The following is a 16186-nucleotide window of genomic DNA, read 5'->3' on the forward strand; positions in this document are numbered from 1 at the left end:
GAGGGCTGCGCCTACCGGCGCACGCGACAGCCGAGACAGGCCGACGATGCAATGGGAGACAGCGCGCTCATGAGCGATGTTCTGGAGCTGGAGGACGTAACCGTGGTCCGGGAGGGCCGGGCTCTGGTGGACCAGGTCTCCTGGTCGGTCAAGGAGGGCGAGCGGTGGGTCATCCTCGGCCCGAACGGCGCCGGCAAGACCACGCTCCTGAACGTCGCGTCCAGCTACCTGTTCCCCAGCAGCGGCACCGCCACCATCCTCGGCGAGACCCTCGGCAAGGTCGACGTCTTCGAACTGCGCCCCCGTATCGGCGTCGCCGGCATCGCCATGGCCGAGAAGCTCCCCAAGCGCCAGACCGTCCTTCAGACCGTCCTGACCGCGGCCTACGGCATGACCGCCGGGTGGAACGAGGACTACGAGGACGTCGACGAGCAGCGCGCCCGCGCCTTCCTCGACCGCCTCGGCATGAGCGACTACCTGGACCGCAAGTTCGGCACCCTCTCCGAGGGCGAGCGCAAGCGCACCCTCATCGCCCGTGCCCTGATGACCGACCCCGAGCTGCTCCTCCTCGACGAGCCCGCCGCCGGCCTCGACCTCGGCGGCCGCGAGGACCTCGTACGCCGGCTCGGCCGCCTCGCCCGCGACCCGATCGCCCCCTCCATGATCATGGTCACGCACCACGTCGAGGAGATCGCCCCCGGCTTCACCCACGTCCTGATGATCCGTCAGGGCAAGGTCCTCGCCGCGGGCCCGCTGGAGCTCGAACTCACCGCCCGCAACCTGTCGTTGTGCTTCGGTCTCCCGCTCATCGTGGAGCAGGTCGGCGACCGCTGGACCGCACACGGTCTCCCCATGGCCTGAACTGCCTTGTAAGAAGCGGGTGTAGGGACATATGCGCCCTGTCCGTGACGGGACCCGCAGCCCTACCATTGACCATGTGAACGACATCGGCGCATGGGTGTGGTGGCTCGTCGGCGCGGTAGCACTCGGGATTCCCCTCGTGGTGACCGCGATGCCGGAGTTCGGCATGCTCGCCGTGGGCGCCGTAGCCGCCGCCGGGACCGCGGGAATCGGCGGGGACCTCGTCGTCCAGGTCCTCGTCTTCGCCGTCGTCTCGGTCGCGCTCATCGCGGTCGTACGGCCCATCGCGAACCGGCACCGCTCCCAGCGGCCCCAACTCGCCACCGGAGTGGACGCGTTGAAGGGCAAACAGGCCGTCGTCCTGGAGCGCGTCGACGGCTCCGGCGGCGGCCGGATCAAGCTGGCCGGAGAGATCTGGTCGGCCCGCTCGCTCGACACCGACCGCGCCTACGAACCGGGCCAGGAGGTGGACGTCGTGGAGATCGAGGGAGCCACCGCGATCGTCATCTGACCTCGCGGAACTCAACCGATGACCTCGCAGGACACGACTGGTGACCTCGCGGGTCTCAACTGAACCGAACAGCACACGAGTTGCGTGACGGTCTGACAGACTCGACCAGCAAGATCTTCAACAACCATAAGATCTTCCGAAAGCGCCGAGGCGGAGAAGGGTACGGGGAGCACGATGGAACCGGTCATCATCGTCTTGATCATCCTGGTGGTGTTGGTCTTCATCGCTTTGATCAAGACGATCCAGGTCATCCCGCAGGCAAGTGCCGCGATCGTGGAGCGGTTCGGCCGCTACACACGGACACTCAACGCGGGACTCAACATCGTCGTCCCGTTCATAGACACGATCCGAAACCGCATCGACCTGCGCGAACAGGTCGTGCCGTTCCCGCCGCAGCCGGTGATCACCCAGGACAACCTGGTCGTCAACATCGACACGGTCATCTACTACCAGGTGACGGACGCGCGGGCCGCGACCTACGAAGTGGCCAGCTACATCCAGGCGATCGAGCAGCTCACGGTCACCACGCTCCGCAACATCATCGGCGGCATGGACCTGGAGCGGACGCTGACCTCCCGCGAGGAGATCAACGCGGCCCTGCGCGGAGTCCTCGACGAGGCGACGGGCAAGTGGGGCATCCGGGTAAACCGCGTCGAGCTCAAGGCGATCGAGCCCCCCACCTCCATCCAGGACTCGATGGAGAAGCAGATGCGCGCCGACCGTGACAAGCGCGCCGCGATCCTCACCGCGGAGGGCACGCGCCAGGCCGCCATCCTCACCGCCGAAGGTGAGAAGCAGTCCCAGATCCTGCGCGCCGAAGGTGAGGCCAAGGCCGCGGCCCTGCGCGCCGAGGGTGAAGCCCAAGCCGTCCGTACGGTGTTCGAGGCGATCCACGCGGGCGACGCCGACCAGAAGCTCCTCTCCTACCAGTACCTCCAGATGCTCCCGAAGATCGCCGAAGGCGACGCCAACAAGCTCTGGATCGTCCCCAGCGAGATCGGCGACGCCCTCAAGGGCCTCTCCGGCGCGATGGGCAACATGGGCCCGTTCGGCGGAGGTTCGGGCAACGACGGAGGCAACTCCGGCAACTCGGGCGGCAATTCGGACCGCCAACGCCGAGAAAAGCCGTCCATCGACTGACCGGCCTGTTCTACGACACTGGGGCCCACCTCCCGCGGGAGGTGGGCCCCAGTTCTGCTCACGTGCCCTACGCGGCCGGCTGAACCAGCCACTCCGGCAGCGCGTCGAAGTCCTCGGTCCCCAGCGCCAACAGCATCGCGTCCGCGGGCGTCGGCTCGAACGGCTGCCGCAGCAACGGCATCCCGGCCTGCTCCGGAGTCCGCGCCGCCTTGCGGTGGTTGTCCTCCGCGCACGACGCCACCGTGTTCAGCCAGGAGTCCTGACCGCCCTGCGCCCTCGGCACCACGTGGTCGACCGTCGTCGCCCGCCTGCCGCAGTACGCGCACCTGTGCCGGTCGCGGACCAGCACACCGCGCCTCGACCACGGAGCTTGTCTTCGGAACGGCACCCTGACATACCTGCACAACCGGATCACCCGGGGGGCCGGTATATCGACCTCGGCTCCGCGCATACGCAGTTCGGGGTGGGCCTGCTCGACGACAGCCTTGTCCTGCAGCACCAGAACGACGGCTCGATTCAACGTCACCGTCGACAGCGGCTCGAAGCTCGCGTTCAGCACCAGCGTGTCCCGCATCCAGCCCACCTCCCATGTGCAACCGGCCCACCGCGCGGCGGGCTTGGATCAACTCTGGCCGGGCACGCCGAGATGGACAACGCAATAAAAAATGCCCGCCCCTGATCAATTCCATGACCAGAGGCGGGCAAACGTTCCATGAACGTCAGTCTTCGGCAGGCACTTCGTACTCACCGATCAGCTGGGCACGCGCCAGCGTGTGGAACCGCAGGTTGAAACCGACGACCGCCGGAGAAACGTCCGAGTCCGGACCAAGTTTCTCCGCATCCACGGCGTACACCGTGAACACATAACGGTGCGACCCGTCCCCGGGCGGCGGCGCGGCACCGCCGAAGTCCTTCGACCCGTAGTCGTTCCGCACCTGTACGGCGCCCTCAGGCAGCCCCTCGAACTTGCCGCTGCCCGCACCCTCCGGAAGCTCGGTCACCGAGACCGGGATGTCGAACACGGTCCAGTGCCAGAACCCGCTCCCCGTAGGGGCGTCCGGGTCGTAGCAGGTCACGGCGAAACTCTTGGTCTCGGGCGGGAAGCCCTCCCACCGCAGCTGCGGTGAGGTGTTGCCGGCCGCGTAGACCTGAGCGTCCTTGAGCGCGGCCCCCGGCTCGACGTCGTCGCTCGTCACCGTGAACGACGGCACGGGCGGGTGGAAGTCATGGGGGAGCGGCCGCCGCTTGAGCTCGGTCACCTCGGTACCTCCTGATCGGTTTCTTCAGTGGGTACCGAGCCTAGAACCAGCTCCGCTTGCTGCCGACCTCGGACAGCCACTGGTTGAGGTACGCCGCCCAGTCCGTCCCCTGGAAGTCGTGCAGACCGACCTGGAAGGACCGGAAGGTGTCACTGCCCTCGCTGAACAGGCCGGGCTTCTTGTCCATCTCCAGGATGACGTCCATCGCGTTCTCGTCGGCCACGAAGCTCAACTCGACCTGGTTGAGACCGCGGTACTGCGACGGCGGCTGGAACTCGATCTCCTGGTAGAACGGCAGCTTCTGCCGGGTTCCCCGGATGTGACCGCGCTCCATGTCCGCGTTCTTGAACCGGAAGCCCAGCCGGATGAAGGCGTCCAGGAGAGCCTTCTGCGCCGGCAGCGGGTGCACGTTGACCGGGTCGAGGTCACTGGAGTCCACGGCACGAGCGATCGCCAGCTCGGTGCTCACCCCGATGTGCATCCCCCGCAGCGACTGACCGTCGATCATCGTGATCGGCGTCTCCCAGGGGATCTCCAGACCGAACGGCACGTTGTGCGCGGCCCCAGCCTGCAGCTCGAAGGCGCCGCCCAGCCGGACCTTCGTGAACTCGATGTCCTGCTTGTACTCCTGGTCACCGCTCTCGACCTCGACCTTGGCCTGCAGCCCGACCGAGAGCCCCTGGATCTCCTGGGCGACGGAACCACCCTGGATCCGCACCTCGCCCTGGACGACCCCGCCCGGAACGACGTTGACCTCGGTCAACACCGTCTCCACCGAAGCCCCGCCGGCCCCCAGGCTCGCGAGCAGCTTCTTGAACGCCATGACTCTCCCTTTACGTATGGACCCTTGATCCCTACAAACGCGAACCGACCGCGCCCGGTTCCGCGCCACACCCTGGCAAGCGGACGGAACCTTGACCACCCCTTGGCCCAAGCGGGCCTGGACTACGCTCGGACGCCATGATCGCGCCCCCGGACCGTATGCCACTCCCCAGAGAGTTCTTCGACCGCCCTGTATTGGAGGTCGCCCCCGACCTCCTGGGCCGCATCGTCGTCCGCACGACCCCCGACGGCCCGATCGTCCTGCGCATCACAGAGGTCGAGGCCTACGACGGCGGCAACGACCCCGCCTCACACGCGTATCGCGGCCCGACGGCCCGCAACGGTGTGATGTTCGGTCCGCCCGGGTACGTCTACGTCTACTTCACCTACGGCATGTGGCACTGCATGAACCTGGTGTGCGGTCCCGAGGGCACGGCGAGGGGGGTCCTGCTCCGCGCCGGCGAGATCGTCGAGGGCGCCGAGCTGGCCCGCAAACGTCGACTCTCGGCCCGAAATGACAAAGAACTGGCCAAAGGCCCCGCCCGCCTGGCCACCGCCCTGGACGTCGACCGCTCCCTGGACGGCACGGACGCGTGCACCACGGGCGAGACACCCTTGAGGATGCTGGCCGGTACACCCGTCCCCTCCCATCAGGTAAGCAGCGGTCCCCGCACCGGAGTGTCCGGCGAGGGCGCGGTCCACCCGTGGCGGTTCTGGATCACCAACGACCCTACGGTTAGCCCATATCGGGCCCATACGCCGCGACGTCGGCCAAGTTGACGCGTCTTGGCAGGGTGCGTAATGTAGCCCGAGCCGCTTGACCCGGGTACGGCAATCGCCTGCAGCCGGAAGCGGCCAACCCACTACTTACGACTCTCCCTCGCTGAGGGCGCATTCGGCGTGCCTGCATGCCTGAATTCGAACTCGCGGAACTCGATTATGAGTTGCCGAGGGGATCGGCTAACGTAGTGAATGTCGAAAGGCCGACAGGCGAAAGCCCAAAGCCCTTGACAATCCCCGCCGACAGGGAATCGAGACCGGAAACGGTCTGATAGAGTCGGAGACGTAAGACCGAAGGGAAAAGCCCGGAGGAAAGCCCGAGAGGGTGAGTACAAAGGAAGCGTCCGTTCCTTGAGAACTCAACAGCGTGCCAAAAATCAACGCCAGATATGTTGATACCCCGTCCATCGGATTCTTCCGGTGGCGAGGTTCCTTTGAAGAACACATACAGCGAGGACGCTGTGAACGGTCGGGCTTATTCCGCCTGACTGTTCCGCTCTCGTGTATGCGAACCGGATTACCGGTAAACATTCACGGAGAGTTTGATCCTGGCTCAGGACGAACGCTGGCGGCGTGCTTAACACATGCAAGTCGAACGATGAACCACTTCGGTGGGGATTAGTGGCGAACGGGTGAGTAACACGTGGGCAATCTGCCCTGCACTCTGGGACAAGCCCTGGAAACGGGGTCTAATACCGGATAATACTCCTGCACTCATGTGTGGGGGTTAAAAGCTCCGGCGGTGCAGGATGAGCCCGCGGCCTATCAGCTTGTTGGTGAGGTAATGGCTCACCAAGGCGACGACGGGTAGCCGGCCTGAGAGGGCGACCGGCCACACTGGGACTGAGACACGGCCCAGACTCCTACGGGAGGCAGCAGTGGGGAATATTGCACAATGGGCGAAAGCCTGATGCAGCGACGCCGCGTGAGGGATGACGGCCTTCGGGTTGTAAACCTCTTTCAGCAGGGAAGAAGCGCAAGTGACGGTACCTGCAGAAGAAGCGCCGGCTAACTACGTGCCAGCAGCCGCGGTAATACGTAGGGCGCAAGCGTTGTCCGGAATTATTGGGCGTAAAGAGCTCGTAGGCGGCTTGTCACGTCGGGTGTGAAAGCCCGGGGCTTAACCCCGGGTCTGCATTCGATACGGGCTAGCTAGAGTGTGGTAGGGGAGATCGGAATTCCTGGTGTAGCGGTGAAATGCGCAGATATCAGGAGGAACACCGGTGGCGAAGGCGGATCTCTGGGCCATTACTGACGCTGAGGAGCGAAAGCGTGGGGAGCGAACAGGATTAGATACCCTGGTAGTCCACGCCGTAAACGGTGGGAACTAGGTGTTGGCGACATTCCACGTCGTCGGTGCCGCAGCTAACGCATTAAGTTCCCCGCCTGGGGAGTACGGCCGCAAGGCTAAAACTCAAAGGAATTGACGGGGGCCCGCACAAGCAGCGGAGCATGTGGCTTAATTCGACGCAACGCGAAGAACCTTACCAAGGCTTGACATACACCGGAAAGCATTAGAGATAGTGCCCCCCTTGTGGTCGGTGTACAGGTGGTGCATGGCTGTCGTCAGCTCGTGTCGTGAGATGTTGGGTTAAGTCCCGCAACGAGCGCAACCCTTGTCCTGTGTTGCCAGCGTGCCCTTCGGGGTGACGGGGACTCACAGGAGACCGCCGGGGTCAACTCGGAGGAAGGTGGGGACGACGTCAAGTCATCATGCCCCTTATGTCTTGGGCTGCACACGTGCTACAATGGCCGGTACAATGAGCTGCGATACCGTGAGGTGGAGCGAATCTCAAAAAGCCGGTCTCAGTTCGGATTGGGGTCTGCAACTCGACCCCATGAAGTCGGAGTTGCTAGTAATCGCAGATCAGCATTGCTGCGGTGAATACGTTCCCGGGCCTTGTACACACCGCCCGTCACGTCACGAAAGTCGGTAACACCCGAAGCCGGTGGCCCAACCCCTTGTGGGAGGGAGCTGTCGAAGGTGGGACTGGCGATTGGGACGAAGTCGTAACAAGGTAGCCGTACCGGAAGGTGCGGCTGGATCACCTCCTTTCTAAGGAGCATCTAGGCCGCCAAACATTGTTTGGTGGTCCAGGGCCATTACGTCGGCAGATGTTCGACGGTGGTTGCTCAAGGGTGGAACGTTGATTATTCGGTGTCGCCGCTCATTTCGGGCTGCAAGTACTGCTCTTCGGAGCGTGGAAAGCTGACCACGAGTGACGGGAACACCGGGCACGCTGTTGGGTGTCTGAGGGCACGGCCGAGAGGCTGCCTTCAGTGCCGACCCCGGTAAAGCATCGCGTGAGTGGTGTGTGACGGGTGGTTGGTCGTTGTTTGAGAACTGCACAGTGGACGCGAGCATCTGTGGCCAAGTTTTTAAGGGCGCACGGTGGATGCCTTGGCACCAGGAACCGATGAAGGACGTGGGAGGCCACGATAGTCCCCGGGGAGTCGTCAACCAGGCTTTGATCCGGGGGTTTCCGAATGGGGAAACCCGGCAGTCGTCATGGGCTGTCACCCTTGCCTGAACACATAGGGCAAGTGGAGGGAACGCGGGGAAGTGAAACATCTCAGTACCCGCAGGAAGAGAAAACAACCGTGATTCCGGGAGTAGTGGCGAGCGAAACCGGATGAGGCCAAACCGTATACGTGTGAGACCCGGCAGGGGTTGCGTGTACGGGGTTGTGGGATCTCTCTTTCACAGTCTGCCGGCTGTGAGACGAGTCAGAAACCGTTGATGTAGGCGAAGGACATGCGAAAGGTCCGGCGTAGAGGGTAAGACCCCCGTAGTCGAAACGTCAACGGCTCGTTTGAGAGACACCCAAGTAGCACGGGGCCCGAGAAATCCCGTGTGAATCTGGCGGGACCACCCGCTAAGCCTAAATATTCCCTGGTGACCGATAGCGGATAGTACCGTGAGGGAATGGTGAAAAGTACCGCGGGAGCGGAGTGAAATAGTACCTGAAACCGTGTGCCTACAAGCCGTGGGAGCGTCGCGCATCAAGTTTACTTGGTGCGTCGTGACTGCGTGCCTTTTGAAGAATGAGCCTGCGAGTTTGCGGTGTGTTGCGAGGTTAACCCGTGTGGGGAAGCCGTAGCGAAAGCGAGTCCGAATAGGGCGGTTTAGTAGCGCGCTCAAGACCCGAAGCGGAGTGATCTAGCCATGGGCAGGTTGAAGCGGAGGTAAGACTTCGTGGAGGACCGAACCCACCAGGGTTGAAAACCTGGGGGATGACCTGTGGTTAGGGGTGAAAGGCCAATCAAACTCCGTGATAGCTGGTTCTCCCCGAAATGCATTTAGGTGCAGCGTCGTGTGTTTCTTGCCGGAGGTAGAGCACTGGATAGGCGATGGGCCCTACCGGGTTACTGACCTTAGCCAAACTCCGAATGCCGGTAAGTGAGAGCACGGCAGTGAGACTGTGGGGGATAAGCTCCATGGTCGAGAGGGAAACAGCCCAGAGCATCGACTAAGGCCCCTAAGCGTACGCTAAGTGGGAAAGGATGTGGAGTCGCAGAGACAACCAGGAGGTTGGCTTAGAAGCAGCCACCCTTGAAAGAGTGCGTAATAGCTCACTGGTCTAGTGATTCCGCGCCGACAATGTAGCGGGGCTCAAGCGTACCGCCGAAGTCGTGTCATTCCAGTAATAGGGCCAACGCCTGCTGGGATGGGTAGGGGAGCGTCGTGTGCCGGGTGAAGCTGCAGCGGAAGCTAGTGGTGGACGGTTCACGAGTGAGAATGCAGGCATGAGTAGCGATACACACGTGAGAAACGTGTGCGCCGATTGACTAAGGGTTCCTGGGTCAAGCTGATCTGCCCAGGGTAAGTCGGGACCTAAGGCGAGGCCGACAGGCGTAGTCGATGGATAACCGGTTGATATTCCGGTACCCGCTGTGAAGCGTCAAACATCGAGCATCGTGATGCTAAGGCCGTGAAGCCGTTCCGGACCCTTCGGGGAATGGAAAGTGGTGGAGCCGCCGGCCCAAGCGGTTAGTAGGTGAGTGATGGGGTGACGCAGGAAGGTAGTCCATCCCGGGCGGTGGTTGTCCCGGGGTAAGGGTGTAGGACGAGTGGTAGGCAAATCCGCCATTCATTAAGTCTGAGACCTGATGCCGAGCCGATTGTGGTGAAGTGGATGATCCTATGCTGTCGAGAAAAGCCTCTAGCGAGTTTCATGGCGGCCCGTACCCTAAACCGACTCAGGTGGTCAGGTAGAGAATACCGAGGCGTTCGGGTGAACTATGGTTAAGGAACTCGGCAAAATGCCCCCGTAACTTCGGGAGAAGGGGGGCCATCACTGGTGATCGGATTTACTCCGTGAGCTGGGGGTGGCCGCAGAGACCAGCGAGAAGCGACTGTTTACTAAAAACACAGGTCCGTGCGAAGCCGTAAGGCGATGTATACGGACTGACGCCTGCCCGGTGCTGGAACGTTAAGGGGACCGGTTAGTCACTCTTCGGGGTGGCGAAGCTGAGAACTTAAGCGCCAGTAAACGGCGGTGGTAACTATAACCATCCTAAGGTAGCGAAATTCCTTGTCGGGTAAGTTCCGACCTGCACGAATGGCGTAACGACTTCTCGACTGTCTCAACCATAGGCCCGGTGAAATTGCACTACGAGTAAAGATGCTCGTTTCGCGCAGCAGGACGGAAAGACCCCGGGACCTTTACTACAGTTTGATATTGGTGTTCGGTTCGGCTTGTGTAGGATAGCTGGGAGACTGTGAACTCTGGACGCCAGTTCAGGGGGAGTCGTCGTTGAAATACCAGTCTGGTCGTGCTGGATGTCTAACCTGGGTCCGTGATCCGGATCAGGGACAGTGTCTGATGGGTAGTTTAACTGGGGCGGTTGCCTCCTAAAGAGTAACGGAGGCGCCCAAAGGTTCCCTCAGCCTGGTTGGCAATCAGGTGTTGAGTGTAAGTGCACAAGGGAGCTTGACTGTGAGACCGACGGGTCGAGCAGGGACGAAAGTCGGGACTAGTGATCCGGCGGTGGCTTGTGGAAGCGCCGTCGCTCAACGGATAAAAGGTACCCCGGGGATAACAGGCTGATCTTCCCCAAGAGTCCATATCGACGGGATGGTTTGGCACCTCGATGTCGGCTCGTCGCATCCTGGGGCTGGAGTCGGTCCCAAGGGTTGGGCTGTTCGCCCATTAAAGCGGTACGCGAGCTGGGTTTAGAACGTCGTGAGACAGTTCGGTCCCTATCCGCTGCGCGCGCAGGAACATTGAGAAGGGCTGTCCCTAGTACGAGAGGACCGGGACGGACGAACCTCTGGTGTGCCAGTTGTTCTGCCAAGGGCATGGCTGGTTGGCTACGTTCGGGAGGGATAACCGCTGAAAGCATCTAAGCGGGAAGCCTGCTTCGAGATGAGTGTTCCCACCCCCTTGAGGGGTTAAGGCTCCCAGTAGACGACTGGGTTGATAGGCCGGATCTGGAAGGCGGGTAACCGCTGGAGGTGACCGGTACTAATAGGCCGAGGGCTTGTCCTCAGTTGCTCGCGTCCACTGTGTTAGTTCTGAGACAACGAACAGTTGTCGGCTAGAGCTTGAACCACACAACAGAAAAGTGTGCTTGTTCGCTCGAAACCATTAGGGTTTCGGTGGTCATAGCGTGAGGGAAACGCCCGGTTACATTTCGAACCCGGAAGCTAAGCCTTACAGCGCCGATGGTACTGCAGGGGGGACCCTGTGGGAGAGTAGGACGCCGCCGAACAATATTTGGAGGACCCCTGGTCCCAGCGTTCACGCTGGGACCAGGGGTCCTTTTGTTTTTCCAGAAACTCTCAGAAACATAGTTCGGAGCGCGCCGGCTAGCCGGCTGCGCGAGAATGACTTGCGGTACCGAAGACAGGAGTCACCGATGTCCACCAACTCTCCCGAGGACCGACCCGAGCGCGAGGAGCGGCGACGGGACAGTGGTGACCGCGGCGACCGTGGCGGGTACCGCGGAGGCCCGAGCCGTAGCAACGATCGAGGAAACGACCGCGGCGGCAGCGGCGATCGCGGTGGCTACGGCCGTCGTGACGACAACCGTGGCGGAGCGCCTCGCCGCGATGACCGTGGCGGTGCCAGTAGCGGGGGCGGTGGCGATCGCGGTGGTTACCGTGGCCGTGACGACCGTTCCGCCGGCCCGCGTCGGGATGACCGTCCCACAGGTCCGCGCCGTGACGACCGGCCCGCCGGCCCCCGCCGTGATGACCGTGGCGGTGAGCGCGGAGGGCGTCCCGGTGGTTTCCGTCGGGACGACAACCGTGGCGAGCGGCCCGCGTTCCGGCGTGATGACCGGAGCGACAACCGTGGCGGTGAGCGTCGCGACGACAACCGTGGCGATCGTGGTGGCTTCCGTCGCGATGACAGCCGTGGCGAGCGTCCGCCGTTCCGACGTGACGACAACCGTGGTGGCGGTGGCGGTTTCCGGCGTGACGACAGTCGCGGTGAGCGTCCGCCGTTCCGGCGCGATGACCGCGGCGACAACCGTGGTGAGCGTCCTGCCTTCCGGCGTGACGACGACCGCGGTGACCGCGGCAGCTACCCCCGCCGAGACGACCGTCGCGATGACCGCCGTAGCGACGACCGTGGCAGTGGCGACCGTGGTGGGTTCCGCGGGCGGGACGACCGTTCCGCGGCTCCGCGTCGGGATGACCGGCCCGCCGGCCCCCGCAGTGATGACCGCGGCGGCGATCGTGGTGGCTTCCGTCGCGACGACAGCCGTGGCGAGCGTCCGCCGTTCCGTCGCGACGACCGCGGCGACAACCGTGGTGAGCGTCCGCCGTTCCGTCGGAACGACCGCAGCGACAGTCGTGGTGAGCGTCCGCCGTTCCGGCGCGATGACCGCGGCGACAATCGCGGTGAGCGTCCTGCCTTCCGGCGTGACGACGACCGCGGTGACCGCGGCAGCTACCCCCGCCGAGACGACCGTCCGTCCGGGCCGCGTCGTGATGATCGCGGTGGTGAACGTCCGGCCTTCCGTCGGGATGACAACCGTGGTGAGCGTCCGCCGTTCCGGCGTGACGACCGCGGCGACAACCGTGGTGAGCGTCCTGCCTTCCGGCGTGACGACGACCGCGGTGACCGCGGCAGCTACCCCCGCCGAGACGACCGTTCTGCCGGCCCGCGTCGGGATGACCGTCCCGCAGGTCCGCGTCGTGACGACCGCCCGTCGGGTCCCCGTCGCGATGACCGAGGTGGCGAGCGCGGAGGCCGTCCCGGAGGGTTCCGTCGGGACGACAGCCGCGGTGAGCGGCCCGCGTTCCGCCGTGACGACGAGCGCGGTAGCTACCCCCGTCGCGATGACCGGCGTGACGACCGTCGAGGCGACGACCGCCGTGGTGGCGGCAGCCAGTTCCGTGACGAGCGGGAGCGTGACCGTGAGCCGATCAAGCGGCTGCCGATCCCCGAGGACGTCACGGGCGAGGAGATCGACAAGGACGTACGGCAGGAGTTGATGAGTCTGCCGAAGGGGCTCGCCGAGGACGTCTCGAAGAACCTGGTGATGGTCGCCCGGCTCATCGACGAGGACCCCGAGAGTGCCTACGCCTACTCCAAGATCGCCCTGCGACTGGCGTCGCGCGTCGCCGCCGTACGTGAGGCGGCCGGGTTCGCCGCGTACGCGAACCAGAAGTACAGCGAGGCGCTGGCCGAGTTCCGGGCCGCGCGGCGGATGACCGGCAGCGTGGATCTGTGGCCCGTGATGGCCGACTGCGAGCGTGGGCTCGGGCGGCCGGAGAAGGCGCTGGAGATGGCCGGTGCCGCCGAGGTGCACAAGCTCGACAAGGCCGGCCAGGTCGAGATGCGGCTCGTCGCGGCCGGTGCCCGGCGTGACATGGACCAGCTCGACGCGGCCATCGTCACCTTGCAGAGCCCGGAGTTGGCCTCGAACACCGTGCAGCCGTGGACCGCGCGACTGCGGTACGCCTACGCCGACGCCCTGCTCGCCGCCGGGCGTGAGGGCGAGGCGCGGGAGTGGTTCGCCAAGGCCGTGGAGTCCGACAAGGACGGCAGCACGGACGCGTCGGACCGGCTCGCCGAGATGGACGGGGTCGAGTTCGTCGACGCGTTCGTCGAGGACGATGACGAGGACGACACCGAGATCGAGATCGGTGCCGAGGCTGAGGTCGACGACGAGGTTGAGCCCCAGGACGACGTCTCCGTAGTCGACGAGTTGGACGACGAGGACGAGGACGACGACATCGAGGTCGACGAGGTCGACGAGGTCGACGAGGTCGAAGCCGCGGCCGAGACCGTGGAAGACGTCGTCAAGGAAGATGTCCTTCTTAAAGAAGACGACGACAAGAACTGACCTGCGTCAGTGACAAGGGCGGGACCCCAGCACCTGGGGTCCCGCCCTTTCCCGTTTGCGGAGTTGGTGGCCGTCTCTCAGACGTCCAGTGCCCGCAGCACCAGTCCCGACGCCGGTTTCGGGCCGAAGGACGTCGACTTGCGGGGCATCGTGACGCCCTGGCGGGCCAGGTCGCGTACGACCTCCTCGCGGACGGGGTGCATCAACACGGCCGTACCGCCGTCGCGTTCGGCCTTGCGGACCGTGGCGGCGGTGTCGTGGATGTAGGCGATGCGGGCCGGGTCGTCCTCGGGGATGAGCCAGACGTGGTCCAGGAGTGTGGCATGCAGGACTGTGGCGTCCAGGGTGCGCCAGGCCGCGGGGTGGTCGGCCGGGATCGTACGGGCCAGGAGGTCCGGGTCCGGGTGGTCCACCAGGTGGAAGGCGCCGTCGCCCGCGAGGAGGAAGGCGTTGCCCGCGCAGGCCGCGTCGGCGAGGGCCTCCAGGGCTTCCTGGAGCGGGACTTCCAGGTGCTGTACGCGGAACAGGCCGTCCAGGGACGACAGCGCGTCGGCCACCGGGACCCCGTGCAGGAGGCGGTGGATCGCGCGGACGCGGAGCGGGTAGCGGGCCGTGTCGACGAGGAGGACCAGGCCGTAGTCCCAGGGGCTGGGGGAGGGGTGCTCCGCGCGTAGACGTCGATAGGTCGCCCAGCGGTGGTGGCCGTCGGCGATCAGGGCCTGGTGGTGGGCCAGGTCCTGCTGGATGCGGCCCAGGTCGGTGGGGTCGGTGACCGACCAGAGGCGGTGGCTGTAGCCGTCCTCCGTGGTCGTCGACAGGAGTGCGGGGGCCTCGGCGATGCGCTCGACCACCGTCGTCGTGTCGGCCGGTGTGCCGTTGCCCCGGTAGGTCAGGAGCAGGGGTTCGAGGTTCGCGGAGGTGGCGCGCATGAGGGCCGCGCGGTCCGCGACCACGTGCGGCATGACGTCCTCGTGCGGCAGGACCACGCCCTCCGACGGGTCCGACAGGCGCAGCGCGCCGATGACGCCACGCTGCAACAGGCCGTCGCCGTCGCGCTGTTCGTAGACGTACAGGCCGGGCTCGGGGTCGGTGGTGAGGACTCCCTCGGAGAGCCAGCGGCGCAGGGTGTCGGCGGCCTGTTCGTTGCGGGCGCTGGGGGTGGTGGCCTGCGGGAGGATCAGCCGGACGATGTTGTGCGGGTCGGCGTCCTGGAGGTGGTGCAGACCGTCGGGGCGTACGACCACGTCGTACGGTGGGGACGTCACGGCGGCCAGGCTGCCGACCCGGTCGGGGTCGTAGCGAAGGCCTCGGAACGGGGTGAGTTCCAGGCCTCGGCGCTCCGTTGCTTCCGGGTGACCTGCGGTGTTCATCCCGGCATCGTACGTGTGTCAGTGGCATGCGGGATGATCGGGTGAAAGCGATCGAACGAGGAGCGATGTGGAATGAGCCAGAGCGTCAGGACGAGCCCCGACGGCAGTGGCCGGGCCCTGAGCGAGGCGTATGACACGGCGCTGCTCGACCTCGACGGGGTGGTGTACGCGGGGGGCAACGCGATCGCCCATGCCGTCGACTCGCTCGCCACCGCCCGCGCGGGCGGCATGCGTCTCGCCTACGTCACCAACAACGCGCTGCGGACGCCGGACGCGGTGGCCGAGCATCTCACCGAGCTGGGGATACCGACCGGGCCCGATGACGTCATCACCTCCGCGCAGGCCGTCGCCCGGCTGATCAGCGAGCAGGTGCCGGCGGGCTCCCGGGTGCTGGTGATCGGCGGCGAGGGGCTGCGGGTCGCGCTGCGCGAGCGCGGGCTCGAGCCCGTCGACTCGGCCGAGGACGATCCGGTGGCGGTCGTGCAGGGGTACGGCGGCCCGGACTTGGCGTGGGGGCGGTTCGCGGAGGCCTGTTACGCGATCGCGCGCGGGGTGCCGTGGTTCGCGTCCAACACCGACCTGACGATCCCGAGCGCGCGCGGCATCGCGCCGGGCAACGGCGCGGCGGTGGAGGTCGTACGGATAGCGACCGGGGCCGAGCCGCAGGTGGCGGGCAAGCCGTTGCCGCCCATGCACAAGGAGACGATCCTGCGGACGGGCGCCGAGCGGCCGTTGGTCGTGGGGGACCGGCTGGACACGGACATCGAGGGGGCGTTCAACGGGGATGTGGACTCGCTGCTCGTCCTGACCGGTGTGACCGACGGCGCGCAGTTGCTCGCCGCGCCGCCGCAGCACCGGCCGACGTACGTCGACGCCGATCTGCGCGGCATGCTCACCGGGCAGCCCGAGGTCACCGGGGCGGGAGACGGTTTCCGGTGCGGGGGCTGGACGGCCACGGCGGGCCGCGACCGGCTGGAACTCGACGGTGAGGGCGAGCCTTTGGACGGGCTCCGGGCGCTCTGCGCGGCGGCCTGGACGGCGGCGGGGGACGGTTCCTGCACGCTGGACGGGGAGAAGGCGCTGGCGCGACTGGGGTTGTGACGCGGGGGAGGCGGGGACTCGGCTCCGGGGCCCTGAACGGC

10 protein-coding genes, 3 rRNA genes and 1 pseudogene are annotated in these 16186 nt (G+C 65.2%); 10 read left to right on the forward strand and 4 right to left on the reverse strand.

The genetic code is table 11. The features are described from left to right. Positions 1-69: 69 nt before the first annotated feature. The 3 genes and pseudogenes from OG714_RS39485 to OG714_RS39495 all read left to right on the forward strand — a co-directional run. A pseudogene (locus OG714_RS39485) lies at positions 70-594 on the forward strand (ABC transporter ATP-binding protein); the annotation flags it as partial. 343 nt (positions 595-937) lie between these two features. Next, on the forward strand, positions 938-1372 hold the full coding sequence (locus OG714_RS39490) for an NfeD family protein (protein WP_406128327.1): 435 nt from the start codon (positions 938-940) through the stop codon (positions 1370-1372). 174 nt (positions 1373-1546) lie between these two features. Then, positions 1547-2512: an SPFH domain-containing protein gene (locus OG714_RS39495; protein ID WP_033286429.1), complete on the forward strand. Its 966-nt coding sequence runs from the start codon at positions 1547-1549 to the stop codon at positions 2510-2512. A 67-nt stretch (positions 2513-2579) separates the two neighbouring features. Here the strand turns inward: OG714_RS39495 and OG714_RS39500 are convergent, their stop codons facing one another. The 3 genes from OG714_RS39500 to OG714_RS39510 all read right to left on the reverse strand — a co-directional run bounded on the left by OG714_RS39500 (position 2580) and on the right by OG714_RS39510 (position 4594). Further along, positions 2580-3086 (reverse strand): HNH endonuclease, encoded by a 507-nt coding sequence (locus tag OG714_RS39500; protein WP_352184493.1) that lies wholly within the window; start codon positions 3084-3086, stop codon positions 2580-2582. 145 nt (positions 3087-3231) lie between these two features. Next, the gene (locus tag OG714_RS39505) at positions 3232-3771 is read right to left on the reverse strand and encodes a YbhB/YbcL family Raf kinase inhibitor-like protein (protein ID WP_406128330.1); all 540 of its coding nucleotides are present in this window, start codon (positions 3769-3771) and stop codon (positions 3232-3234) included. A gap of 40 nt (positions 3772-3811) precedes the next feature. Further along, entirely contained in the window at positions 3812-4594 is a 783-nt protein-coding gene (locus OG714_RS39510; RefSeq protein ID WP_406128332.1) for a sporulation protein, read from the reverse strand. Positions 4595-4731: 137 nt separating this feature from the next. Here OG714_RS39510 and OG714_RS39515 point away from each other — a divergent pair, with 137 nt between their 5' ends. The 6 genes from OG714_RS39515 (at position 4732) to OG714_RS39540 (ending at position 13674) form a co-directional block, all read left to right on the forward strand. Beyond that, a complete protein-coding gene (locus OG714_RS39515) occupies positions 4732-5373 on the forward strand; it encodes a DNA-3-methyladenine glycosylase (RefSeq protein WP_406128334.1) in 642 nt (213 codons plus the stop codon). A gap of 530 nt (positions 5374-5903) precedes the next feature. Next, positions 5904-7429, forward strand: a 16S ribosomal RNA gene (locus OG714_RS39520). Between the two features lie 313 nt (positions 7430-7742). Beyond that, positions 7743-10865, forward strand: a 23S ribosomal RNA gene (locus OG714_RS39525). A 106-nt stretch (positions 10866-10971) separates the two neighbouring features. Further along, positions 10972-11088, forward strand: a 5S ribosomal RNA gene (rrf, locus tag OG714_RS39530). The 16S, 23S and 5S rRNA genes sit together here, the layout of an rRNA operon. A 205-nt stretch (positions 11089-11293) precedes the next feature. Next, positions 11294-12820, forward strand: a complete 1527-nt coding sequence (locus OG714_RS39535) for a hypothetical protein (protein WP_406128336.1) — start codon at positions 11294-11296, stop codon at positions 12818-12820. After that, the gene (locus OG714_RS39540; RefSeq protein WP_406128338.1) at positions 12820-13674 is read left to right on the forward strand and encodes a hypothetical protein; all 855 of its coding nucleotides are present in this window, start codon (positions 12820-12822) and stop codon (positions 13672-13674) included. The genes OG714_RS39535 and OG714_RS39540 overlap by 1 nt, the downstream gene beginning before the upstream one ends. A 77-nt stretch (positions 13675-13751) precedes the next feature. Here the strand turns inward: OG714_RS39540 and OG714_RS39545 are convergent, their stop codons facing one another. After that, a complete protein-coding gene (locus OG714_RS39545; protein ID WP_406128340.1) occupies positions 13752-15044 on the reverse strand; it encodes a DUF1015 family protein in 1293 nt (430 codons plus the stop codon). 72 nt (positions 15045-15116) lie between these two features. Between OG714_RS39545 and OG714_RS39550 the strand changes: the two genes are divergently transcribed. Continuing rightward, the gene (locus OG714_RS39550) at positions 15117-16145 is read left to right on the forward strand and encodes an HAD hydrolase-like protein (protein ID WP_406128342.1); all 1029 of its coding nucleotides are present in this window, start codon (positions 15117-15119) and stop codon (positions 16143-16145) included. Positions 16146-16186: the final 41 nt, after the last annotated feature.

The sequence above is a fragment of the Streptomyces sp. NBC_00989 genome (assembly GCF_045162655.1).
Classification (GTDB): Bacteria; Actinomycetota; Actinomycetes; order Streptomycetales; family Streptomycetaceae; genus Streptomyces.